This window comes from Priestia flexa NBRC 15715, from assembly GCF_001591565.1.
GTDB lineage: Bacteria > Bacillota > Bacilli > Bacillales > Bacillaceae_H > Priestia > Priestia flexa.
Map to the genome: position 1 here is coordinate 43,727 of NZ_BCVD01000003.1, position 23,581 is coordinate 67,307.

23 protein-coding genes, 4 pseudogenes and 2 riboswitches are annotated in these 23,581 nt (G+C 37.0%); of the genes and pseudogenes, 6 read left to right on the top strand and 21 right to left on the bottom strand.

Going from position 1 to position 23,581, the window contains the following annotated elements; all coding sequences use genetic code 11:
* Positions 1-714: 714 nt before the first annotated feature.
* The 7 genes and pseudogenes from BFL01S_RS20940 to lipM form a co-directional block, all read right to left on the bottom strand.
* Positions 715-1,188, bottom strand: coding sequence for a TnsD family Tn7-like transposition protein (locus BFL01S_RS20940; RefSeq protein WP_235859190.1), 474 nt, complete (start codon positions 1,186-1,188; stop codon positions 715-717).
* 120 nt (positions 1,189-1,308) lie between these two features.
* A pseudogene (locus tag BFL01S_RS20945) lies at positions 1,309-1,908 on the bottom strand (TnsD family Tn7-like transposition protein); the annotation flags it as partial.
* Positions 1,907-2,977, bottom strand: coding sequence for a TniQ family protein (locus BFL01S_RS19790; RefSeq protein WP_082802674.1), 1,071 nt, complete (start codon positions 2,975-2,977; stop codon positions 1,907-1,909). The pseudogene BFL01S_RS20945 and the gene BFL01S_RS19790, both read right to left, overlap by 2 nt.
* Before the next feature lie 108 nt (positions 2,978-3,085).
* Positions 3,086-4,825, bottom strand: a pseudogene (locus BFL01S_RS01265) (vitamin B12-dependent ribonucleotide reductase); the annotation flags it as partial.
* Positions 4,826-5,119: 294 nt separating this feature from the next.
* Positions 5,120-5,893 carry an HNH endonuclease gene (locus BFL01S_RS19795; RefSeq protein WP_082802676.1) on the bottom strand — a complete coding sequence of 258 codons (774 nt, stop codon included), beginning with the start codon at positions 5,891-5,893 and terminating at the stop codon, positions 5,120-5,122.
* A 33-nt stretch (positions 5,894-5,926) separates the two neighbouring features.
* Positions 5,927-6,742 (bottom strand): annotated as a pseudogene (locus tag BFL01S_RS01270) (ribonucleotide reductase barrel domain-containing protein); the annotation flags it as partial.
* A 274-nt stretch (positions 6,743-7,016) separates the two neighbouring features.
* Positions 7,017-7,850, bottom strand: coding sequence for a lipoate--protein ligase family protein (gene lipM, locus BFL01S_RS01275; RefSeq protein ID WP_025911538.1), 834 nt, complete (start codon positions 7,848-7,850; stop codon positions 7,017-7,019).
* A gap of 224 nt (positions 7,851-8,074) precedes the next feature.
* Between lipM and BFL01S_RS01280 the strand changes: the two genes are divergently transcribed.
* The gene (locus BFL01S_RS01280; protein WP_061784679.1) at positions 8,075-8,449 is read left to right on the top strand and encodes a rhodanese-like domain-containing protein; all 375 of its coding nucleotides are present in this window, start codon (positions 8,075-8,077) and stop codon (positions 8,447-8,449) included.
* Between the two features lie 39 nt (positions 8,450-8,488).
* Here BFL01S_RS01280 and gcvPB read toward each other — a convergent pair whose 3' ends face one another.
* From gcvPB to gcvT, 3 genes are read right to left on the bottom strand one after another with little or no spacing between them, the layout of a single operon-like run.
* Positions 8,489-9,952, bottom strand: coding sequence for an aminomethyl-transferring glycine dehydrogenase subunit GcvPB (gcvPB, locus tag BFL01S_RS01285; protein ID WP_025911541.1), 1,464 nt, complete (start codon positions 9,950-9,952; stop codon positions 8,489-8,491).
* Complete coding sequence (gcvPA, locus tag BFL01S_RS01290) at positions 9,945-11,291, bottom strand: aminomethyl-transferring glycine dehydrogenase subunit GcvPA (RefSeq protein ID WP_061784680.1); 1,347 nt, start codon at positions 11,289-11,291, stop codon at positions 9,945-9,947. The genes gcvPB and gcvPA overlap by 8 nt, the downstream gene beginning before the upstream one ends.
* A 31-nt stretch (positions 11,292-11,322) precedes the next feature.
* Positions 11,323-12,411, bottom strand: a complete 1,089-nt coding sequence (gene gcvT / locus BFL01S_RS01295; protein ID WP_061784681.1) for a glycine cleavage system aminomethyltransferase GcvT — start codon at positions 12,409-12,411, stop codon at positions 11,323-11,325.
* 106 nt (positions 12,412-12,517) lie between these two features.
* Positions 12,518-12,599: riboswitch (glycine riboswitch) on the bottom strand.
* A 3-nt stretch (positions 12,600-12,602) separates the two neighbouring features.
* Positions 12,603-12,691: riboswitch (glycine riboswitch) on the bottom strand.
* A 186-nt stretch (positions 12,692-12,877) separates the two neighbouring features.
* On the opposite strand from gcvT, the gene BFL01S_RS01300 reads away from it, so the two are divergent.
* Positions 12,878-14,554 carry a DEAD/DEAH box helicase gene (locus BFL01S_RS01300; protein WP_061784682.1) on the top strand — a complete coding sequence of 559 codons (1,677 nt, stop codon included), beginning with the start codon at positions 12,878-12,880 and terminating at the stop codon, positions 14,552-14,554.
* Positions 14,541-15,362, top strand: a complete 822-nt coding sequence (locus tag BFL01S_RS01305; RefSeq protein ID WP_025911547.1) for a YqhG family protein — start codon at positions 14,541-14,543, stop codon at positions 15,360-15,362. Before BFL01S_RS01300 ends, BFL01S_RS01305 begins: the two co-directional genes overlap by 14 nt.
* 37 nt (positions 15,363-15,399) lie before the next feature.
* Here the strand turns inward: BFL01S_RS01305 and BFL01S_RS01310 are convergent, their stop codons facing one another.
* A complete protein-coding gene (locus tag BFL01S_RS01310) occupies positions 15,400-15,591 on the bottom strand; it encodes a YqzE family protein (RefSeq protein WP_025911548.1) in 192 nt (63 codons plus the stop codon).
* A 144-nt stretch (positions 15,592-15,735) separates the two neighbouring features.
* Between BFL01S_RS01310 and BFL01S_RS01315 the strand changes: the two are divergent.
* Positions 15,736-16,362, top strand: a pseudogene (locus tag BFL01S_RS01315) (cupin domain-containing protein).
* A gap of 50 nt (positions 16,363-16,412) precedes the next feature.
* On the opposite strand, the gene comGG reads toward BFL01S_RS01315, so the two are convergent.
* The 8 genes from comGG to mgsR all read right to left on the bottom strand — a co-directional run bounded on the left by comGG (position 16,413) and on the right by mgsR (position 20,997).
* A complete protein-coding gene (comGG, locus tag BFL01S_RS01320) occupies positions 16,413-16,832 on the bottom strand; it encodes a competence type IV pilus minor pilin ComGG (protein ID WP_061784683.1) in 420 nt (139 codons plus the stop codon).
* Positions 16,795-17,223, bottom strand: coding sequence for a competence type IV pilus minor pilin ComGF (comGF, locus tag BFL01S_RS01325; RefSeq protein WP_025911552.1), 429 nt, complete (start codon positions 17,221-17,223; stop codon positions 16,795-16,797). The genes comGG and comGF overlap by 38 nt, the downstream gene beginning before the upstream one ends.
* Entirely contained in the window at positions 17,220-17,555 is a 336-nt protein-coding gene (locus tag BFL01S_RS01330; protein WP_025911553.1) for a type II secretion system protein, read from the bottom strand. Before BFL01S_RS01330 ends, comGF begins: the two co-directional genes overlap by 4 nt.
* Complete coding sequence (gene comGD, locus BFL01S_RS01335) at positions 17,539-17,988, bottom strand: competence type IV pilus minor pilin ComGD (RefSeq protein WP_235859189.1); 450 nt, start codon at positions 17,986-17,988, stop codon at positions 17,539-17,541. Before comGD ends, BFL01S_RS01330 begins: the two co-directional genes overlap by 17 nt.
* Positions 17,975-18,286, bottom strand: coding sequence for a competence type IV pilus major pilin ComGC (gene comGC / locus BFL01S_RS01340; RefSeq protein WP_025911556.1), 312 nt, complete (start codon positions 18,284-18,286; stop codon positions 17,975-17,977). The genes comGD and comGC overlap by 14 nt, the downstream gene beginning before the upstream one ends.
* A gap of 13 nt (positions 18,287-18,299) precedes the next feature.
* Positions 18,300-19,358 carry a competence type IV pilus assembly protein ComGB gene (comGB, locus tag BFL01S_RS01345; RefSeq protein WP_025911558.1) on the bottom strand — a complete coding sequence of 353 codons (1,059 nt, stop codon included), beginning with the start codon at positions 19,356-19,358 and terminating at the stop codon, positions 18,300-18,302.
* On the bottom strand, positions 19,339-20,397 hold the full coding sequence (gene comGA / locus BFL01S_RS01350; RefSeq protein WP_025911559.1) for a competence type IV pilus ATPase ComGA: 1,059 nt from the start codon (positions 20,395-20,397) through the stop codon (positions 19,339-19,341). The genes comGB and comGA overlap by 20 nt, the downstream gene beginning before the upstream one ends.
* A gap of 216 nt (positions 20,398-20,613) precedes the next feature.
* Positions 20,614-20,997 (bottom strand): transcriptional regulator MgsR, encoded by a 384-nt coding sequence (gene mgsR / locus BFL01S_RS01355; RefSeq protein ID WP_061784685.1) that lies wholly within the window; start codon positions 20,995-20,997, stop codon positions 20,614-20,616.
* Positions 20,998-21,276: 279 nt separating this feature from the next.
* On the opposite strand from mgsR, the gene BFL01S_RS01360 reads away from it, so the two are divergent.
* The gene (locus tag BFL01S_RS01360) at positions 21,277-21,516 is read left to right on the top strand and encodes a DUF2626 domain-containing protein (protein ID WP_025911561.1); all 240 of its coding nucleotides are present in this window, start codon (positions 21,277-21,279) and stop codon (positions 21,514-21,516) included.
* A 42-nt stretch (positions 21,517-21,558) separates the two neighbouring features.
* Here the strand turns inward: BFL01S_RS01360 and BFL01S_RS01365 are convergent, their stop codons facing one another.
* Complete coding sequence (locus BFL01S_RS01365; RefSeq protein WP_025911563.1) at positions 21,559-22,191, bottom strand: MBL fold metallo-hydrolase; 633 nt, start codon at positions 22,189-22,191, stop codon at positions 21,559-21,561.
* Between the two features lie 196 nt (positions 22,192-22,387).
* Between BFL01S_RS01365 and BFL01S_RS19800 the strand changes: the two genes are divergently transcribed.
* Positions 22,388-22,561: a DUF2759 domain-containing protein gene (locus BFL01S_RS19800; RefSeq protein WP_025911564.1), complete on the top strand. Its 174-nt coding sequence runs from the start codon at positions 22,388-22,390 to the stop codon at positions 22,559-22,561.
* 56 nt (positions 22,562-22,617) lie between these two features.
* Here the strand turns inward: BFL01S_RS19800 and BFL01S_RS01370 are convergent, their stop codons facing one another.
* A complete protein-coding gene (locus BFL01S_RS01370; protein ID WP_231882726.1) occupies positions 22,618-23,526 on the bottom strand; it encodes a M14 family metallopeptidase in 909 nt (302 codons plus the stop codon).
* Positions 23,527-23,581 lie beyond the last annotated feature (55 nt).

Here is a 23,581-nt window from a genome sequence, read left to right on the forward strand (position 1 = left end):
TACCTCCAAATAATAAAAAAATCACAAGCATCTGCCTGTGACTTTAGAGTAAAGGGAAAGATACCCATCCTTATTTTTTTGTAGCTAGTAGAAAGCCTTCACTAAATAAACCTAACTTAGCATAGCTAAGAAGGTGAATGAAGATAAAAATAAAGAAAGGCAGAACAAGCCGCCTTTCTCAACATGACATACTTTCATCCCAACATAAATCAAGCAGTAAAGAGCCTCCATCTAAATAGGTAGACTAACTGCAAATATGGAGTGGGTGACTTTTACAAATATGAAATGAAGATTATTAAAAAAAGACAGACTAATCCCGTTTACTCTGTATACACAAACAGAGCCTTTGAACGTATTTAATTACTTGTTCAAAGTTAGGGAACGTAGTCTCATAGAATGTGTCATTTTTTAATAATCCTCCTTATAGTTTATAAAATACATTGTTGATTATATGTTTTCAACAAAAAAAAGTCAAGTTAATTAAGTATATATAACTTCTTGCACTATACTGAGTGCCTTTTGGCATAAGTACCAGTAATTCAAATTTTTATCTATATTTTATTATAAAAATCTAATGTATTTTTGTATTATTCTGGATAATGGTCCGTTCCGTTTGCAAAATAAAGATTAGGGCAGACACCATAACATCACATATCCTTTTTATTTACTTGTCTGCTTCTTACTTATATATTCCTCTAAGTAAGGTTTAATTTTTTAAAAATTCTTGGTTTCTATTGCACAAGATTCCCTCAATTTCTCAAATCTTACACAATTATCTTCTTCCAACATTTGATCTATCACTAGGCAACAACGCCGAATTCGAAATTCTTGAACTGTTTCTGTAATTTCATTAAGTAACTTGTTAGTCTTTGGCAATTTTTCTACATAACTTTTTATTGCGAGGTTGAATATATTTAATCGTTTGCTAAATAATGTACCTGTAATTCTAACTGGCTTTTCTAATGCCATTAATTCGGGATAAACTACCTTTATCTTTTGATAATATTCTTGATCGCGCTTATTCCAGTCAGTTGCATTTGTTATCGTTGTTGCCTGACGTTTCTGAGGTAAATTAGCATCGAACCATTCTTTATCATTTTCAGATAGGTACTTATATGCTCTTTGGAATTTTTGACTTAGCTGTGTTCTTGTAACATCAGGGCATTCCTTTATTGCATCTAATAACAAGGATCGATAGTATTCAATACGATTTTCAGTATTATTTTTTAAAGTAATATTTGGATTATTCGGTGTATGCAGGGTATCACGTTTTGAAGGGAAATTGGCATCAAGCCATTCTCTATCGTGATTATATAAATAAGTAAAAGTTTTTTTTAACTCCGTTTGAAATTGCTTTCGGTTAGCATTCGGGAATTTCTCTCGCCAATCTAATAATTCTGCACGATATTTTTCTGTTAGTTCTGGGGATGTTTCTTTAATAGCAATTTGATTATAAATTGTCTTTAGACTTACATCTAGCTCTAATGCAATTTTTTCACGACTTACATTTAAAGATACTAACTTTTCAAACTTCTCTCCCCATACTTTACCGTAAGCTGCTATACGACTTTTACTCCACTTATCATCTTCGCTCTTATCTGGGCCTACCCTTGTATATTCAAAACCACACGAACATGAAAATTTTCCAATCAGGACTTTATCTCTAGTGTTTATTTCTACCTCTGATATAACCAAATCTTTATAATGCTTGGCTGCTTTATTCAAACAAGGCCACGGACCTCGCCCGAATGGACCATCATCTTCTTTTATTTCTAAAAACGAGTCTATATCTTGATCAAAGAAATACAGTAAAAGCAAATGACGAAATGGATGTACACTACTTCTTAAATAGTTAGTAAGCATTATTTGCAACCATTGGTTTTGTCCATTAACTGTTACTAGCGACTCATATTTTTCTAAAAAAACCTTGTGGAAACTTTGATATAAAGGCTCTGAAAAGTTCTTCTCTTTTTAGTCTAGTATTTGTCATTAACCAATTATTTTCTCTCAAGAGCGTTCTATACTTTTTAAAGACTTTTTCGATGCTAAATTGGTTGATTGGTATTTGCAGTAATCGATAAGCCATTTTGGCTAACTTAACTTGTACCTCTTTGAATTCACACGATTCAATCTCTTGTAATTCAGATAAATCCATTTGTCTTCTATCAAATCTTATGTACCCATTTCTGCTAAATTCTCTGTAATCAACAGGATACATTTTCAGTGTCAATTCATGGTGTGGACAATATTCAATTCCTTGAAGCTGATGCTCACGGTGAACATATGGTTCACCGAATATATTAATATCGTTGTTAGCGCACTTTGAACAATAAAATAATCCTTGTTTTCTACTAATTTTACCACCTGAAATTCCCAATCTCCCATGTATACCTTGTCCATTTGTACTAACATCTTCAAACAATTTCTTTTGACGCTCAATCGTAATAAATGGAGCGAAATACGGATATATGGTATTTTGAGCTAATAAGCTCTCAACTGAATAGTTACTTCCTAAATTTTGCACCAATGTAGAGAAATGACTCCCAAACTCTATACTCGGTACAAGACTTCGACTTTGGAATAATTCCTCTAATGTTTCTACAAAACTTGTATTACCACTATAAAAATGAAATCGGCTGATAGCCGAATAGATCAATTCATCAGGGTAAGGATCTGTAGGATGTTTAATACCTAACTCATCTGCAATGACAATTGTGTCTTCCAACGGAAATAAAGGAAATTGTTCTCTTATATCAATAACAAAATCCGAGTATTCAGTTAAATAAAAGTAATTTCGTTCCAAATCGGACAAGAATTCGTGTTGCCTTCCTGTTTTGATTCCTTTTAATCGAGTAGAGCGACCTACCGAAGAGACATCTTGAATATTTAACCACGGTTTATAATCTGCGCCAATTCCAGAGCCACGACCTTCTTTAATCCATTTATCGATTTTAGATGTTCTTGTTCTTTTAGACATAAAAAAACACCCCTTTAGACAATAATATCCAAAGAGGCATTTCTTCGCGACTTTTTTATAAACATCGCAACTTTATTTCAAAACTACATCAGCCTTTTTATGACTTTCTTATAAACCACACTTTAACTGAGCGCCACAATTTGTACATGTGTTGCAGCCACCCATTTCTTCAACAGTTCCTTGGCGACAAACCGGACACGTATTTCCAATTTCAGAACCAATCGTTACATCGGTTGATCCTACTTCGTTGATTGTATCGACTAATACAACGTGTGGTTTTTCTGCTTTTGTTTCTTTTACTTCTTCATCAAATGTATTTTCTTCTGCTTTTAGCGTTAATACCTGAGCATCACGGCTACCGTCTACATAAACCGTACCGCCTTTTGCACCGCCTTTATATAAACGCTCGTACACTTTTTGAACTTGTTCAACTGTATAGCCACGAGGTGCATTTACCGTTTTACTAATTGAACTATCAATCCAACGTTGAATGACACACTGAACATCAGCATGAGCTTCTGGAGCCAATTCCATTGCTGAGATAAACCATTCTGGAAGGTTGTTTGGATCCGCTTCTGGATGTTGGTCTAAATATTCTTGAACGATATCTGCCTTTACTTCAATAAATTTCCCTAACCGACCGCTTCTGAAGTAAGAGAATGAGAAGTATGGCTCAAGACCTGTTGACACACCAACCATTGTTCCTGTACTACCAGTAGGTGCTACTGTTAGTAAGTGTGAGTTACGAATACCGTGCTCTTTGATGCTTTCGCGAATGTCTTCAGGCATCTTTTTCATAAACCCTGTGTTTGTGAAAGCTTCACGTAAACGATCCGTTTCTTCCTTAGTATCACCAATTAAGAATGGGAAGCTTCCTTTTTCTTTCCCAAGCTCTACAGACGCACGATATGCTGTTGTTGCAATTGTTTCAAATACTTGATCAACAAGTTCGTTTCCTTTTTCAGAACCGTACTCTGTTTCACAGTAGATAAGCAAATCATGAAGACCCATTACACCAAGACCTACACGACGCTCACCAAGAGCTTGCTTTTGATTTTCTTCTAAGAAGTAAGGCGTTGCATCAATAACGTTATCCTGCATGCGCACACCCGTTTCAACCGTTTGACGAAGTTTTTCAAAGTCTACTGTTTTCTTTTCTTTATCTGCCATTTGCGCTAAATTTACAGCTGCTAAATTACAAACTGAAAACGGTGCAAGTGGTTGTTCTCCACATGGATTTGTCGCTACAACATGCTGACCGTATGCTTGTGCATTTGTCATGTCGTTTGCATTATCAAAGAAGAAGATACCAGGCTCTGCTGAGTACGTTGCGCAAATATTAACTAAGTTCCAAAGCTCTTTTGCACGAATTTTACGATACGTACGAACCTTATTACCTTGTTTTTCCCACTCGCGAACATCTCCTACCTCATGCCAGTTTTCGTTGTAGTGTGCCATTTCTTCTTTCGAATAGCTTTCTACATCTGGGAAGCGAAGCTCGTATTCACCGTCGTTTTCAACTGCATCCATAAACTCTTTTGTTAAACAAACAGAAATGTTTGCTCCTGTTAAAAATTCAGAATTATGAACGCTATACGTTCCACCAGTTTGTAGTTTTTCTTCAGCATCTGCAATAATTTTCTCGCTGAATCCACCAAGACCTGGAATTTGCTTATAATTGATAATTCCTTGGTACATGTCCTTTTCAGATTCCGTAAGCGGCGTAAATTTCAGCTTATCTTGGGCATGTTTTTTAATCATTTCATCATTTGTGTTTTCAATTAAGAATCGTAAAATGCGTGGATTTTGCATTTTAGAGATAATAAACTCAACAATATCTGGATGCCACGTAAATACCGTCCCTTTCGAGATACTTAAACTCTGCTTATAGCAGACGGACTAGACTATATCATCACCCTCAGCATATCCTGTTAGGGGTTGGGCACTTCGGGAGTTATCCCTACTCTACTTCTTTGCACTAGCAAATTTTCGATAGTCGTTGAACCTTCACCTTAAACGGTGCTTGGCTGCGGATTGTCCAATTCAATCAATTTTTAAGCATTCACGCTCATCGTTTCCAATCACGTTGTAGCTTGATTGACTCTAAGGATTTCCCCGCAATTCACCCAATTTTCTAGTTATTCATTTCTGAATAACGCGGACTAACATATCTATAAACTGTTGTTCTTTTCCATAAGTTTTTTCATGACATTGACGACAAAGAGTAATTCCATTAGACAAGTCGAATTGTTTATCAGGATACTTTTTCTTAGGATATATATGATGTGCAGCTATCTGTCTCGACGTAGAGTTACAGCCTGGCATTTTACACCGATAACCGTCGCGAATATAGACCAATTTTCTCCACTCTTTGTATTCAGCAGAATTCGTTATGTCCATACACTCCACTCTGTTTTCTTTTAAAAACTCACGAAAACAATATGCATTACAATAATTTTTATTATTGTATTTAAATTTAGAATGGACCACTTCAAGCTGACTACTACAATAATTACAAACACAGGTTATTCGCTTTTTTTGCCGGCTATTCTTTATCTTATCGATAGCTTCACTGCTATGAGTTACTCCACGTCTAGGAGCTCCTTTATCTATCTCAGCATGGCCACGAACAGGCCATCCAAAGTACAGAATTCGATTTCTAATAACTGTAGAGCTAACCCCTAACTCTCTTGCAATTATCGTATATCCTTTTTTCTTTACAACGTATTCATTATATAACCATTCTTTATTGTCATAATGCTCATTACCTAGCTTTAATTGAGTCTTTCTCAAACCATACTTTCTAAGTTTTCTTTTAACAACATTCTTAGAAACGTTTAAAATCTCTCCGATTTGAGACATGCTGTGATTTTCTTCAAGATATAACTTTCTTAGAAGCTCTTTAGAAATATCCATGAAATCACCCAGAAAAGTTTATTTGTTTTTTTAATCCGCTAACATAATCATTTGAGCACCGCGACGAGAACCGCCTTGCTCTACAAGGTGCGTAAGTTTCGCAATATCATCTAACCAAGAGACAGATCCTGATGATTTACCGTTTACACCACGCGCTAGTGTGTTGCGTGGACGCAGGGTTGAACCGTTTGTTCCAACTCCTCCACCTCGACTCATGATTTCCATGACTTGCTTACGGTGTTCGGAGATTCCTTCGCGAGAATCTTTTACGTACGGCATTACATAGCAGTTAAAGTATGTAACATCCGTTTCAGCTCCCGCTCCGTACAGAACGCGTCCAGCTGGTACAAAGTTCATTTGAACAAGCTCTTGATAGAATTTTTCAAACCATTCTTTTCGCTTCTCTTCCGTTTGTTCAGCGGAAGCTAACCCAGTAGCGTTACGCTTTGCAATTTGCTCATAGAAGATTTCAAGTGGTTTTTCAATTACGTCTAATGAACGAGTAATAAGTCCACTTTCTGCTTCTTCAGGTGCTAACGCTCCACGAAACTCATCTTCAACCTTTACGACTGCCATCTTTTGGTCAAAATTAATGCTTTCCACATAGCCAAGTCCTCGAGCTGGAAACTTAGGGTCTTCCTTTACGGTTAAAACAACAAAGTCTCCTTTTGATAACGTAAGTTTTTCCGTGTCTTTAAACGCATAACGGTCTAACATTACGAGTCGAGATACGCCTTTATGAGTAATTTTCATATCTGGTGTAATTGGGTGTACTTGTGGAAAGCGTTCAATATCTTGATTAAGCTTTTCAATATTCATATTTACTTTTTGATTAACTATAACAGTCATTCTGACAACTCCCTTACCAATCGTGCTCTATTTTACCAATCATTTACCTCATTTTGGAAAAAGCAAAATTTCAACTATCAATAACTTACCACACGGATTGGACAAATTCAACATGTAGTATTCAATCAAAACCCAAACACCTACATATAGATAGATGTCAAGAAAAATATTTTTTTTACATTAAAAAAAGTATTTGACTTTTACATCAATTACTTTCTTCAGCTAGATAAAATACTTAGGGGCACAGCTTAAATAGTGTGCTCCTAAGCAATCGTTATCTTCTAAAATTCCATTCAACAGAAGCATATTTCTTTTGTGCTAATTCTTCTACGTAACGCTCTTCTTGTTCTGTTAATTCATAAGGTTCTAAGTCAATATCTAAAGCGCTAGCAAAGCCTTTATAAAATGCTTCCTTCGCTTCTTCCATTTGGATTTTACGGCCTGCAATAGCATTGATTGCAACAGCTTTTGAACGAAACGCACGCTGCATTCGCTCTTTCACACGATCATTTGGATAATTAAATACGCTAAATAATTTATCTTCGTCAATCTCTAATAAAATAGAACCGTGCTGTAAAATTACACCTTTTTGACGAGTTTGTGCACTTCCAGCAATTTTACGCCCTTCTACCACAAGCTCATACCATGAAGGTGCATCAAAACAAACAGATGAACGTGGATTTTTCAAACTATTTTTTTCTTCTTCTGTGCGAGGGATTGCAAAATATGCTTCCAGACCCAGCGAACGAAATCCCTCTAATAACCCTTCTGAAATGACACGATACGCCTCTGTCACCGTCTTAGGCATGTTTGGATAGTCTTCCGATACAATGACGCTGTAAGTAAGCTCCTCGTCGTGCAAAACGCCTCGTCCCCCTGTTGGTCGACGCACAAATCCTAATCCTAATTTATCTACCTGTTCAAAATTGATTTCTTTTTCAGCTTTTTGAAAGTAACCAATTGATAATGTTGGAGGATTCCAGCCGTAAAATCGAATCGTTGGTGGTATTTGACCAGTGCTATGCCACTCTAAAAGCGCTTCATCAAGTGCCATATTGTAATATGGCGAACGTTCTTTTGAATCAATGAATCTCCATTTTTGCTTCATTTTTCTCATCCCTAACTAGTATAGTAGACATTTACATATGTAATAAACTTAATCCGTTTTTTAGTCTACCAAAAGATAAGCAGAAGGAAAAGAAAAGTGAAGCAGTAATTTTTTACTTTTCTTTCGTAAAAACTATCGTGACTTCAAGAAGAATCCCTTTACTTCTAATTTCATTCACTTATATAATAAGACTATGTATTTTGTCGAAGAAAGGAAGAAACAACATGTGGACACTAATCATTGTACTTGCGGCAATTATTATTTATTCTGTCGTAATGTTTTTTTACCAACGTCGCATTATGAAAACGTTAACGGAAGAAGAATTCCGCAGCGGTTATCGTAAAGCACAGCTAGTTGATATTCGCGAACCAAATGAATTTGAAAACGGACATATTTTAGGAGCAAGAAATATTCCTCTTTCACAGTTCCGTATGCGTATAAAGGAGTTCCGTACTGATCAACCTGTTTATATTTACTGCCAAAGTGGCATGCGAACTGGTCGTGCTGCTCAGCTCTTGCGCAAGCATGGTGTGAAAGAGATTCATGACCTAAAAGGCGGATTCAAAGCTTGGAACGGCAAAATTAAAACAAAAAAATAAACCACAAAAACAGCCCCTTCTTAGATGAAGGGGCTGTTTTTAACTTTCTTTTTGATAGCGGAGTACAGGCTTTCTTGCTGCAAGCGTTTCATCCAATCGCTTCACAACCGTCGTATGAGGTGCTTCTTGAACGATTTCCGGATTTTCTTCCACTTCTTTTGCAATTTGAATCATTGCATCAATAAACGCATCAAGCGTCTCTTTTGATTCCGTTTCAGTTGGTTCAATCATCATGCACTCTTCGACAATAAGAGGGAAGTAAATTGTCGGTGGATGATACCCAAAATCAAGCAGTCGCTTCGCAATATCCAGCGTGCGAACACCGAGTTTCTTTTGCCGCTTCCCTGATAAAACAAATTCATGCTTACAATGACGATCAAACGGTAAATCATAATGCTCTGACAATCGTCTCATCATGTAGTTTGCGTTTAATACCGCATTTTCCGTTACCGCTTTTAAACCATCTGGACCCATAGAGCGGATGTACGTATAAGCACGTACGTTAATACCAAAGTTGCCGTAAAACGGTTTAACTCGGCCAATGGACTGTGGGCGATTGTAGTCGAAAGTAAAGCCGCTTTCCGTTTTGACTAGTACCGGTTTTGGTAAAAATGGAATTAAATCTGCTTTTACACCAACTGGACCAGAACCTGGACCACCACCACCGTGTGGACCTGTGAATGTTTTATGAAGGTTTAAATGTACAACGTCAAAGCCCATATCGCCTGGTCGTGCTTTACTTAATACAGCATTTAAGTTCGCTCCGTCATAATAAAGCTTACCACCAGCTGCATGAACGATTTCTGCCATTTCCAAAATATCTTCTTCAAAAAGACCTAACGTATTTGGGTTTGTTAACATAAGAGCTGCTGTTTCTTCGTTTACTACTTTACGAAGATCATCTAAGTCTACCAAACCATGCTCATTAGATTTTACAGTAACTGTTTCAAATCCAGCTACTGTTGCCGAGGCTGGATTTGTACCATGAGCTGAATCAGGAACGATTACTTTCGTACGCTTCGTATCACCGTTTGCTTCATGATAGGCACGAATCATCATTAACCCCGTCCACTCACCATGAGCACCTGCTGCTGGCTGAAGCGTAACTTCATCCATGCCTGTAATCTCTGTTAAGTGCTCCTGCAAATCATACATGAGCTCAAGAGCACCTTGAACCGTTTCTTCATCCTGAAGTGGATGAATATTAGCGAAGCCTGGAATACGGGCTGTATATTCATTAATTTTTGGATTATATTTCATTGTACAAGAACCAAGCGGATAAAAGCCAGAGTCTACTCCATGGTTACGTTTTGAAAGAGCAGTATAGTGACGCATAATGTCTAGCTCAGACACTTCTGGAAGTTCTGGTGCTTCGGTACGTACATATTCTGCTGGCAACACTTCTGTACTGGTTACTTCCGGCACGTCTAGTTCTGGTAATGAATAGCCAACGCGTCCTTCTTTACTCATTTCAAAAATAAGCGATTGATGTTGATTATGCATAAAGATCCCCCAATTCCTTCACAAGTTGGTCGATTTCTTCTTTTGTACGGAGTTCAGTAAAAGCAAGTAGCATGTGATCCTTAAGCTCATGATAGTCTCGGCCTAAATCATAGCCACCAATGATATGCTTCGCTAATAACTTTTGATTTACTTCCTTACTGGGTTGAGGTAGTTTTACAACCAACTCATTGAAAAATGCCCCATTAAAAACAACATCTACTTCGCTTGCTTTTAATGCGTTATATGCATAATGCGTTTTTGATAAATTTTGCGTAGCCATTTCCTTTACCCCTTGCTTTCCTAAGGCAGTCATCGCTACTGAAGCTGCAAGTGCATTTAACGCTTGATTTGAACAAATGTTTGAAGTTGCTTTATCACGGCGAATATGTTGCTCACGTGCTTGAAGCGTTAAGACAAAGCCGCGCTTACCATTTTCATCAATCGTTTGACCAACTAAGCGTCCTGGAATTTTACGCATTAACTTTGTCGTTGTAGCAAAGTAGCCGCAGTGAGGACCACCGAACTGTGTTGGAATACCAAAAGGTTGTGCATCTCCTACAACAATATCAGCACCAAACTGACCCGGAGGAGTTAACAATCCAAGAGATAGTGGATTGCTTGATACAACAAACATTCCTTTTCCTTGATGAGCAATGGCTTCAATTTCTCTTAAAGGTTCTACTTGACCAAAGAAGTTTGGATACTGAACGATGACAGCCGCTACATCATCATCCATGCGCTCCTTCAGCACCGTCAGATCCGTTACGCCGTCTTTGCTTGGTACTTCTACTACTTCAATGTACTGACCTGCTGCGTACGTTTCTAACACAGCTCGTGATTCAGGGTGAACTGTTTCTGAAACTAACACTTTTTTCTTTCTCGTTTGACCTGCACTTAACATGGCTGCCTCAGCAAGTGCTGTACCACCATCGTACATGGATGAATTGGCAACATCCATTCCTGTTAGCTCACAAATCATCGTTTGAAATTCAAAGATAGCCTGCAGCTCTCCTTGCGAAATTTCAGGCTGATATGGTGTATAAGCTGTGTAAAACTCTGAACGCGAAATAACGTGATCAACAATAATTGGCATATAGTGATCATAAACACCTGCTCCTAAAAATGAAGCGTATTCCTTTACGTTCTTATTTTTAGTAGCTAAGTTTGTTAACTCTTTTACTAGCTCAGATTCTGATGCCGCTTTTTTTATATTGTATTCCCCTTGGAAACGAACGCTTTCTGGGATATCTGAAAACAACTCATCCACTGAAGACACGCCAATTGCCTTTAACATTTGCTGCTGATCTTCTGATGTCATTGGTAAATAACGATGTACCATTCTTTTGTCCCCTCTCTTTAATTACCCAACATTATTTTGAACGCTTATAAAAAGGTGTCTTCACGACTTTTGCTTTTAAACGTCTTTTTCGCACTTGCACATACACTTCTGTACCTAGCTCAGCATGTTTAGCATCGATAAGTGCAAGACCAATGTTTTTATTTAAAGTTGGCGATTGTGTGCCTGTTGTAACAAAGCCAATCTCTTCTTCCTCACTAAACACTTCATATCCATGTCGTGGAATTCCTTTATCAATCATTTCAAGCCCAACAAGCTTGCGGTTTGGTCCTTCTTCACGCTGACGCTTTAATACCTCTTTGCCGATAAAATCTTCTTTATTCGTTTTCACTGCGAATCCGATACGTGCTTCAATTGGCGTAATATCTTTTGAAAGCTCTTGACCATATAAAGCTAAAGTTGCTTCAAAACGAAGCGTATCTCGTGCTCCTAATCCACATGGAACTACCTCTTCATTTTTTAAAAGCTCAGTCCAAAGCGTTACTACATCTGATGCAGAACAGTACAGTTCAAAACCATCCTCGCCTGTATAGCCTGTACGTGAAACAAGCGCTCTCACACCTGCTACTTCTACATCATCTTTAAATGTAAATGGTTTCAAGTCAGATAATGATTCATATGTTAATTTCTGCAAAACACCTTGTGCTGCTGGACCTTGCAAAGCTAGTAAAGCAAACTCACTTGAACGATTTACAAGCTCAATATCCTCTGGCTTATGCTGCTGTAGCCATTCGAAGTCTTTTTCAATATTTGCTGCGTTTACAACAAGCAGGTAGTCATCTTCTCCTTTTTGATAAACAAGGAGATCATCCACTGTGCCCCCATCTTCATAGCACATTGCGGTATATAGTACTTTACCTGGACGTAATACTGAAACATCATTCGTCATAACTTTTTGTAAAAATGCCAAGCTATTTGTCCCTTTTACATCAAACTCTCCCATGTGAGAAACATCGAACAGGCCAGCTTTTGTACGAACCGCATGATGTTCTTCTTTAATAGATGAGAATTGAACTGGAAGAGCCCAACCTCCAAAATCAATAATCTTTCCACCGTACTGTTGATAGACATCGTAAAGTGGTGTTTTGTTTAGCTCAGTCATTTAACATCCTCCTCATATAAGGCCATTTGCTTTGGTTTCGGGGAATCATCGTATCTTTTTTACACATAAAAAAGGACAGAGAACTCCCTGCTGTATAGCAGGAAGTCTCTGTCCTTTTCACCTGAAAGTTTACCCGTTAAATAGGTTTGCCTCGTGGGTGGTCTATTCGAAATAGACGCTCTCCAGAGTTGCGTCCAACAAGAGTCTTTTTGCCTGAGAGATTCACATGTTGTTTGCTCCTTCGGCGCCACTTTAAAGCAGTCTCTCCCCTTGTCATCATTCGCCTCTATAAAGTTTGTAATTTTGGGCATACTACTAAGAAACTATTACTTACACACATCAATAACAAAATAGTTCATTTAGTGACAATCTATTTTCTATTTTAAATTTTCTAAAATATATTTTTATCCTACATGATTCTGTTCAGCAGTTCAATAAAAACTTTCAGAAAGGAGCAAAACTAACGATGAACATCAGTATGAAGAAAGATGAAGCATGGGAATCTACTTTTTTAAATAAACTTGAGCAAGACGGCTCTTGGTCTGATTGGGAAATGTATAAATTAGCATATGAAATCGAGGAGCAAACGTTAATTACTGAATTTGAAGGTCTGCAAGCACCTCGCCATTTAACAGACCTAACCCCGCATCCACACCAGTTAGAAGTAGCTAAAAAAGTGGTAGAAGAAATGAATGGAAAAGCGATTTTAGCTGACGAAGTGGGGCTTGGAAAGACAATTGAAGCAGGACTCATTTTAAAAGAATATATGATTCGTGGTCTTGTGAAAAAAGCCCTTATTCTTGTACCAGCATCACTTGTATCCCAATGGGCAATGGAACTTAACCATAAATTTTTTATTCCTGCTGTTCCACAAAAGAAAACATACGTGTGGGAGCAATGCGACGTAGTAGTATCATCCATTGATACAGCCAAGCGCTCTCCTCATCGCGAAATTGTATTAGAACAAGATTATGACCTTATCATCATCGATGAAGCTCATAAACTAAAAAATAATAAAACAAAAAACTATGAGTTTGTTCAAAGCTTAAAGAAAAAGTTCTGCTTATTATTAACAGCGACACCAATTCAAAATCGAGTAGAAGAGATTTTCAACTTAGTTTCGTTATTAAAACCAGGCCACCTAGGAAACAAAGATTATTTTGCTGATTTATTTTCTGCTAAGAAACGTTCTGTTCAAAATGATGAGTATTTAAAGGAACTCGTTAACAAAGTGATGATTCGAAACCGCAGGCAAGACACAGGTATTGAATGGACAAAACGAATTGTTCAAACCGTTCCTGTTGAGTTTTCATCTGAAGAACGAGAGTTGTATGATCAAATCACTTCATTTAAGCAACATTCAAATTTACCCAGCAGTTCCTTTGCAATTTTAACATTGCAGCGCGAAGCTTGTAGCAGTCGCGAAGCAGTATTTATGACCTTAAAAAGCATGCTTGAACGCCAAGAGGACGAAAACAGTGAAAAAGCTACTCAGATGCTTAAACCACTCCTTGAAAAAGTACAAACCATTCCTCAAAATGCGAAAGCAGAAAAGGTAATTGAATTAATTCAACAGATTAATGATAAAGTCATCATTTTTACGGAATATCGAGCAACTCAGCTTTATTTACAGTGGTATTTAAAACAACACGGTATTACATCTGTTCCGTTTAGGGGTGGATTTAAGCGTGGAAAAAAAGACTGGATGAAACAGCTTTTTGAAAGCCATGCTCAAGTTTTTATCGCAACGGAAGCTGGAGGTGAAGGAATTAACCTTCAATTCTGTCACCATATCATTAACTACGACCTACCTTGGAACCCAATGAGATTAGAGCAACGAATTGGACGCGTTCATAGACTGGGTCAACAGCATGATGTGCACATTTATAATCTAGCAATTGAGAATACAGTCGAAGAACATATTTTAAAGCTACTTTATGAAAAAATAAATTTATTTGAACGTGTTGTTGGTGAGCTCGACGAAATTTTAACCAAACTAGAAATTGATAACATTGAAGATCACATTCAAGATATTCTTCTTCATTCACGAAGTGAAGGAGAAATGAAAATTAAGATGAACAATCTTACATCCATTATTGAATATCACGAAGATGAAGAAGGTGAACAGCATGCAGCAAACTGAAATTCATCAATTTCTCAAAAAATATTTCACGGCACATAACTGTGACTTGACAGAAGACGACCCATCTTATTTGAAGGTTCAGCTTACTATTGAAATGGATAAAGAGCTTATGAACCGACCTTTTTATTGGCATTATATTGAAAAAACAGGCGGGAAACCTAATCCTGCTTCACTTACGTTTATCACCGATCCAACTTATGATGATTCATCTGTACAAGGCGAAAAAATTCACTTTGGCTCACCGCGTTTACATCAAATTTTTGGGTCAGCCCAAAAGTTTGGAGGATTCGTTCACTTATATGAAAAAATGCATTCTCACTCACAATCGCAGCGTTCACTTCAGCCTTGGCTTGCTTTAAATATGAAGGTGTCGTATAAGTGTGACCGAAAAAAAGATGAATTACTATCGCTTGGGTTAAATTTAATTACGGGAGCGATTCTTGATAACTTTCAGCTGATGATGTCCAAACAAAACTTCACGTCAAAGATTCCTGATTATTGCTTTACGCTATCGCCAATTATTCGCCCCAAAAGCGGAATTTCAAGATTATCAGCTTATGTGGAAGATCACATTTCAAAGCAGCCGATGGATTGGGCAAAAAAAGCGCAAGAAAGATGGTATGAAGACCTTGCACTTTTAGATCATTTCTATGAGAATATGGAAGAGCTACCCGAAAGCTATACGACAGAAAAACAGGCTTTACAAGATTTATATGAGCCTGTTATTTTAACGAAAATTGTAAACGGCGGATTGTTTTACTTGTCTGAACAAACTGTTAATCATCACCTTTCACGTCATTTCGTATAAAACATTCTATAAATAAAAAAGGTAAAAAGAGCGCAGGCTACTTTTTACCTTTTTTCGTATTTCGATACCAGATTTGAAATGAAAGAGGAATCATTCCAAACCACCTATTAAAAAACGGATCTCGTGTCTTTTTCTTTTCAATTCGTTTGGTTTTACGAATTTCTTTCGGTTGATCCATATATTGAACAAGCTGCTGCGTTACGTACTTCACGTAGTCGTTTGTTTTCACATCATCATCTCCTACGAACTAGTATATCCTCGCTGAAAAGCTATTAATCAAAAGCAAGAAAACTTTGTGATGATGTAACACATTCTTTCCTGACTAATAATATGATACGTTATATTCTTTTGTAAGAAAGAGGTTGAAACAACTATGAGTCATTCTGGATTTGTTCCTGATAATTCGAATATTAAGAAGACGTCTGGTACACCAAACTTATCGTTTAACTACCAAAACAGCGTATTATTTAAACGAAACACCAACAACATTGCGTATCAAGTAACATCTACACAGCTCCCTGCCATGATCGGTTGAGCTTTTGTAGACTTATATTTAACTAAAGGCTATATGAGAGAACCCCATTGGCACCCAAATGCTTGGGAGTTAGATGTGGTGATTTCTGGAGAAGTCGAGGTATCAATTATAGATCCCGATACGAGCACCCTGCATACGTATCGTATTAAAAAAGGAGATGTAGCATTTATCCCAATGGGTTGGTGGCACTGGATTGAACCATTAACAGAAGAAGCTCACCTTCACCTTTTCTTTAATAACGACCAGTTTGAATCAGCAGAAGGTTCAGACATCCTTCGCTTAACACCTCCTGAAGTGTTTCAAAAAGCTTATAATGTCAACGAAAGCCAAATTAAACAAGCATTGGAACCCATTGATGAAACGGTTGTGATTAGACCTCCTTTCACTAACCATTCAAAGCGTAATGTAGAACATCATCATGTAAAAATCAAAATTAATGATAAAGATGTTGAATTTGATGATTAACAACAAAAGACCTTGATTTCTTCATAAACTCAAGGTCTTTTGCTCTATCTCTAAACCCAGGCAATTACCTTACCGCTTTCTCGCTGAAAAGTAATTGTATGAATAAGCTGTCTTTCTTCTTTTGTAGCGCAGCGAACTTGAATAGTCACACTATCCTCTGTCTGCCTTAGTATTTGGTACTTAACGGTTCCTGAATCATAAGTTAGTACCCCATCGCTTTCTTGTGAAAAATTATTTGTTTGAACGTCTGCTTGTAAATCCCGAACTCCTTTTTGCAGTAAATAGTCTAATTCATAGCGCTGATTTACTTCGGCGTAAAACGTACTTTTCGTTACAAAATACACCAACTGGTGGGATAGTAAAAATAAAAATAGCGCACTAAAGGCTAGTACAAAGGGAAGCGCAAAACCCGCTTGGTACGCTTTCCTATCTTTATTCAACATCCATAAATGTTTTAATCGTTGTTTCATGAATTTCACCGTGTTTATATACCACCTTAACATGAAGCAGATTGCTTTCGTATTTGTACTCAATTAACTTCACAAACTGCAAGACAACTTCATGACCACTCTGGTCAACCCTACGCCGAACCTTATCATTAAAAGGTTCATACGTAACTAAAGGCTCTCCATCTATTCGTAATGATAAAATTCTTTCGTTAACGCTAACATGATGCGCTCTTCGATACTCCTTTGTTAACTGCTGAATAAAGATTTCCCATTCCATTTCTGTTGCTAGGTCATCAGGGGCATATTTTTGGTTAGCCAATGACAAGACAGGCGGAATAAAGGATACTATTACAAAGAAAATCGTTAAACTAAGCAACATTTCTACTAATGTAAAACCTTTTTGGTTCCTCATTTTAACGTAGATTCACATCTTTCTATGATTTTCTGATTAGTTCTTTTCCAAGAAACACACCACTTTGGAACCGGTTCTTCTTTGAATACAAGGAGGTATTCAACCCCGTTATACATCCTCTTTTCAGAGAGTAAGTGCTTTTGATCAGCATCCGTCATGACTTTTTCATACAAAAGCGCATCTCCTACATACATTCGCTTCTTATCTTTTTCAGCTTGTATTGCTTGAATATATAAAGGAACAATCACAGCGGTGAGCATAATCAGCGCACTGAATGCTACTAGCATTTCCAGTAATGTGAAGCCTGTTTGATTATTATATTTTCGTAACATAAAAGCGTCCTCTTCCAATTTGGAACGTGACCTTATATGTTTCTTTGTTACTTGAAATAAACAAGCTTTTTGCCTGCGAAATATTTCCTTGCTCATTGTATTGAATCGAACTTGTACCACTGCTAAACACAACGCGAATATTCGAATGATAACCTCTTTGCATAATGGGCCTTTCAGCTCCAATCTTAAGCAACAAATATCGGGAGTTGGTTGGCTCAAATGTAAGCCTTGCCGGACGCTGAGTAGTGATGGCTATTTGTTGCGTATAAAAGGTATCTGCTTGAAGTTGTCGTAAAAATGAGGTTAACTGATAGTGGGCCATAAGAGGTTTTAAATTGATGACGATGATTAACACCATAACTTGCACAATGGCTAACACGATTAAGGACTCGATTAGCGTAAAGCCTTTTTGATTCATTTTACGAGTTTCCATCACTCGCTGATACGCGTCCATCCGTACCTATTGTAATTTTCGAACCATTTGGACACACCGTTCCTTCTTTTAAGTATCCTCCGCTTTCAAGCTCGTTTAAAGTAGGCTTTGTTCCGTTTTCAAGCTCATACACCTGCACTTGTGCTTCCACTGTTTTCACTAAAGCCGAGCATCCTTTATTGTTAATAACAGCGTTATGCTTTAATACATTTGGCACCATAATAAGCAATAGCACTGTAATAACTAACATAACAATGAGCATCTCAATTAAAGTAAAACCTTTCTCATTTTTTAACATGTTTGAATCCCCTTTATAAACTCGACATAATTTCTAGCATTGGCATCATGACTGACATATACATAAGTAGAATAACGATACCAATAAAGGCGAACGTAATGGGCTGAACATATTTGAGAATGTGAAAAACCCATTCTTCCATTCTCTCAACCATATATAGGCTGTAGTCGTACAATTCTTTTGCTAAATCCCCATTTTTTTGTCCATGAACAACGACCTCTGCTAAATCTTTTTGATAATAAGGACGTGTTTGTAAAATTTGATTAAGAGATTTTCCAGCGGCAAGTTCTGTTGTGAAAAGCTTAGCTTCTTCTCTAAAAAAAGGATAGTGTTGCTGCAGCTGAAAGAGCGAGAGACACTCATAAATTGATAGTCCACCTTTTAATAAATTACTCGTATGAACCGCGAAAAAATAGGAGTTAAACAGCTTAGTGAACTGCTTCATAAAAGGAATTTTCATCAAAATGTTCATTTTCTTTACAGGAGCAAGCTTTTTTGTACTAATAAGATACAGACCTCCTATTAGCAACAAGGTTCCAGAGATTCCAAGAAGTGCGTGTGGAAAGTAAGACATAGTCGACATAAAGATAAGAAGAAATGGTGATTGTTCGTGTCCCATTGTTTTATAAAGAGACTGAAAATGCGGTAACAAAACGGTGCTTAATATAAATAAAATCCCAAGGATGAAACTTAAAAGTAAAAGTGGATATTGTACTAGCTTTTGAAATCGTTTCTTGTTTTTTATCTTCTCACTTAGCATATGACTACTTTCTTTTAGCGCAAAATGAAGATCTCCATGCTGTTCAGCAAAATAAAGGTAGCTTAATACGTCTCGGTGAAACTTCAGTTTTAGAAGACAGCTGTGCAAAGACTCGCCTTGACGCATTGCCATTAAACAAGCATCCACATCGCTACGCTGCTTCGCTGATAGCTGGAATGCTATAAACGATAAAGCTTGAGATAGCGTATATCCTTTTTCAACAAGCTTCGATAACTGACTTAAAACTTTAGCTTGTTTGGAAAGTCCCCAATGTTTGTTTGATGTCTTTCGTTTAATAAGACCCCCACCCATCTAGCGCATGTGAATACAAATACCCAAGCGCAATACCTTTTCGAATTGCATCTCTTAGTCGTGCATAATCATATTGAAATTCCTTTCCTTTCACTTCATTAATTACTTCGTTTACTTCCCTTCCATATAGAAGCTCATACACGCTAGCCTGTCTATTTAAACGCTCTTTCTTACATAGCGGATGACATCTTCCTTCACAAAAATTACATTTTATTTCGACTAATCGCTGTGCAGCTACGGCTACCAACGTTTGTTCAATTTCTTGAATACTAACACCAAACTCAAGCAATCGATAAATAGAGCCTTTTGTATCTTTCGTATGCATAGTTGTCAGTACTAGATGACCGGTTAAAGCTGCGCGAACCGCAATTTGAGCTGTTTCAGCGTCGCGGATTTCCCCGACCATAATAATATCAGGGTCATGACGTAAAATTGCTTTTAAACCTGTTGCATACGTGATGCCAGCTCGTTCATTCACTTGTACCTGCAGTACTTTTTCACTCTGCTGTTCAATTGGATCTTCAAGCGTAATGACATTTCGATTTAATAAATGGTTGACCTCATGAAGTAACGTATACAAAGTTGTTGTTTTACCGGATCCTGTTGGCCCAGTAAACACAATTAATCCATGTGAATGCTTAAGCAGTGAAATAAGTTTTTTGGTATGATTTTGAAAAAGTGATAAATATTTAAGAGAAGTTGTTTGCGTTTGGGGTAATACACGAATAACGAGACTTTCATCCTGCAATGTAGGTAAAGTGGATAAACGTAGATTAACTTTAATATGATCGATTGTTGTAGACAGTGCACCATTTTGAGGCTTTCGTCTTTCACCAATATCCATGCTCCCTAAAAATTTAAAGTGGGAAATGAGTCGTTCAGATACCTCTTTTGGGAGCGTTTGATGAGCAACCAAATCTTGATCAACTCTTAGCTGAATTATGGCATCTCTAGCTCGAGGGATAATGTGAATATCCGAGCTCTTCATCTCACATGCTTCACGAATCATGCGTGTGGCTAATTGTTCAATTTCATTCAATGAGCATCTCTCCTTATTCTGTCATATTTAAGCATATTTCTTGGTAGTGTTAGTTGAAATTCGACTTATTTAGTGAAATTCCTTCTTTTTTTAAAATTTTTTCTTTCTTTTTAAACGATTGGCTCGGAACTAATTTTTTCATAAAGCATAAAAAAACGATAACGATTTATTTACCTTCAATCGTTATCGCTTATCCATCTACCATAACAACTCTCATCATCCCACCATTGATGAAACCTTTTTTTGCTTTTTTACGAGGTTTTTTAACGCGGATTCATTGTATCCTACTACAAGCTTTTTACCATCTGTTAAAATGGGTCTTCTAAGAAGTCTTGGTTGCTCCATTAACAAATGAACGACTTCCGAAATCGTCATGCTTTCTACATCGACATCTAAATTTTTATATTCTTGACTCCGCTTAGCTAAAATTTCATCAATACCTTCAGTTGTCATTGATAATAATTCAAGCATCTCTTCATAAGTAGGAGTTTCGCGAAAGAGGTGGCGCTGATTGAAATTAACTTCTTGCTTTACAAGCCATTTTTTCGTCTTACGACAAGATGTACAACTTGGATACGTATAAAACATAACTGATTCCATTTTATATCCTCCTGTAAGGTCGTTTAATCAATTTATACACATCGTACATGTTTTGTATAACTATTGTACACTATTTTGTTTTATTTTTATGCTTTTTTTCAAAAAGATTCGCTGAACAAAAAAGATAACGTTTTCATCAAACAATAAATGTACTATAATGGAAAAGAATTACTTATCTTTCTACACAATTTCAACAAGCATGCTTAGATTATATTTACAATTGGATAAATTGTACTTTATAATTAATAATTGACAAGTGGGATAAAGGAGGCAACAAACATGGAACGTATGTACCGTGTAATGGGGTTTTGGACAGGGATCTTTGCAGTCATGTTTTACCTTGGACATATGCCACAAACATCCTTGCTCTTTTTAGCTCAAACAGGTTTTTTTGTCTTACTAAGCTATTTAAAACTATCAGAACGTATGTACATCTATGTGTTTGGTGCTTATTTAACAGTATTCTTTGTAGGGTTTACTTACTGGAGTACATTTATGATGACGCCAGGCGGACAATAATGATAAAAAAGAAGCAGCGATGGATTCATCGCTGCTTCTTTTTTAAAATCCATTTAAAAACGGATTGTGATCCATTTCCTGACCAATTGTTGTTTCTCCACCATGCCCAGATAAAACTAACGTTTCTTCAGGCAGTACCAAAAGCTTTGTATGAATGCTCTTCAGCAACTGTTCATGATTTCCATCATGTAAATCGGTACGCCCAACACTTCCTTCAAACAGTGCATCTCCTGAAATAACTAACTCTGCTTCTTTAAAGTAAAGAGATACGCTCCCTGGCGAGTGACCTGGCGTTTCATATAATTCAAACGAAAATGACCCAATTGTTGTGCTGCCCTCTCCGGCAAACAGCGTCACATCAGATTGAACAGTTACTTCTCCTAGACCAAAAAAAGTGGAACCATTTACTGCTGGGTCTTTTAACCAAGATTTTTCTTTTTTATGAACATATATAGGGATAGAGAAATGTGATGCTACTTCGTCCACTCCACCAATATGATCAAAGTGTGCATGAGTTAATACCACTGCTTGTGGTTTATATTGTTGCTTATGTATGAGTTGATTAAGTTTTTTTCCTTCGCCGCCTGGGTCAACAATTAAGCATTCTTTGTCATCATTCACAAGTAAATAACAGTTTGTTTGTATAGGTCCTAATGGTACGCGATGATATTTCATCAGCAGCGCCTCCTTATCTTTCTCAGTTCATTGTCTCTATGCTTTATCATACACATAAATCTAGGGAAATGAAAACCCTAGAACATTGTTTTGCTAATTTTCCACCTCGACAAATCGTTAGAAAAGTTTTACAATAAAGAAGTTAGAAGTATGTTAGCGCTTTACTTTCAATCCTTACAAATAAGGAGGTTGTTTCATGGGACTAATGATTATATTAGGCTTAACAACATTATTAGGTATTTTTGCCGCTATTTCATCTTTGCGCAATAAAAACTTCCTTGGAGTGGGCTTTGCTGTGGCAACGTTTGCTGTATTTGGTTGGTTTACGGTTATGACTATTTTACATCATGGATATCCAGCAGCTCATTAACGAATGAGTATAAATAAAAGCGCCTCTTTGATAGGCGCTTTTATTACGATTATATTTTATTTACATGCAAGGATATTCATTGCATTAGCAAGAATTGATTCTGTTTTTGGATATAAAATGTGAAACTGCGATAAAGGAATTGGGTTAATTCCTTTACCAAGTTCAAGCGTGAAGCCTAACTTTCCAGTTTCAAGAATGAACCAATCCTTATACCCCGCGTGACTATCAATTGTTCTCACTGCTCGGTATCCGCTCACTTTCTCAAAATACTCCGCCATCTCTTTCGCTTCCATTGGCTCTTTGTTCATATATCCCCAGTAAAACTCTTCACCTTGGGTATGCAGCGCAATTACACAGTCAAATTGATATCGTTTTGCAACCTGAACCATCGCTTTAGCCTCAGGTTCAGATAAAGGAGCATAGCCAGGGAAATCTCGAAAGTGTGGTGACTTTGGAATTTTACGTTCTCTTTCAATCTCCCAATATGCAGGGAATTGATTATTTAAATCCACCCCTCTAATGTTTGCTTTCCACCCCTGAAAATCATTAACCTCCCTTCCTATATAAGGAATAAACGCTGAGTACGCCTCATGTGCATTAATTCCATCTATAACTAAGTTAACACCGTCTGGATTTACAATTGGTACAATAGACAAAGTAATATTTTCATATAAAAGCTGAGCATCAATTCCAGCAACGCGTTCTCCTCGATAAATGGCTCGTAAATACGTTTCTAGAAATTTCATTAGTGCGTTTGTTGTAATCCACTCGTTCGCATGAAATGAAGCATTTATATGTACAACATGGCTTCCATGACCAATGAGTAGATGTGGAATCTGTTTTCCAAGTACGCTTCTTCCAATACTTTCAATCCTTCCATAAGGGTATTTAGAAATTAATCGATAGAGGTCAGTTATCGTTCGCTCATAGTTATAAGGAATACATTCATTCACAATGGTCATCATATCACGCTCCTCTTTATTATCTATATGTTAAAACTATGATGGAGAATGAACAAAA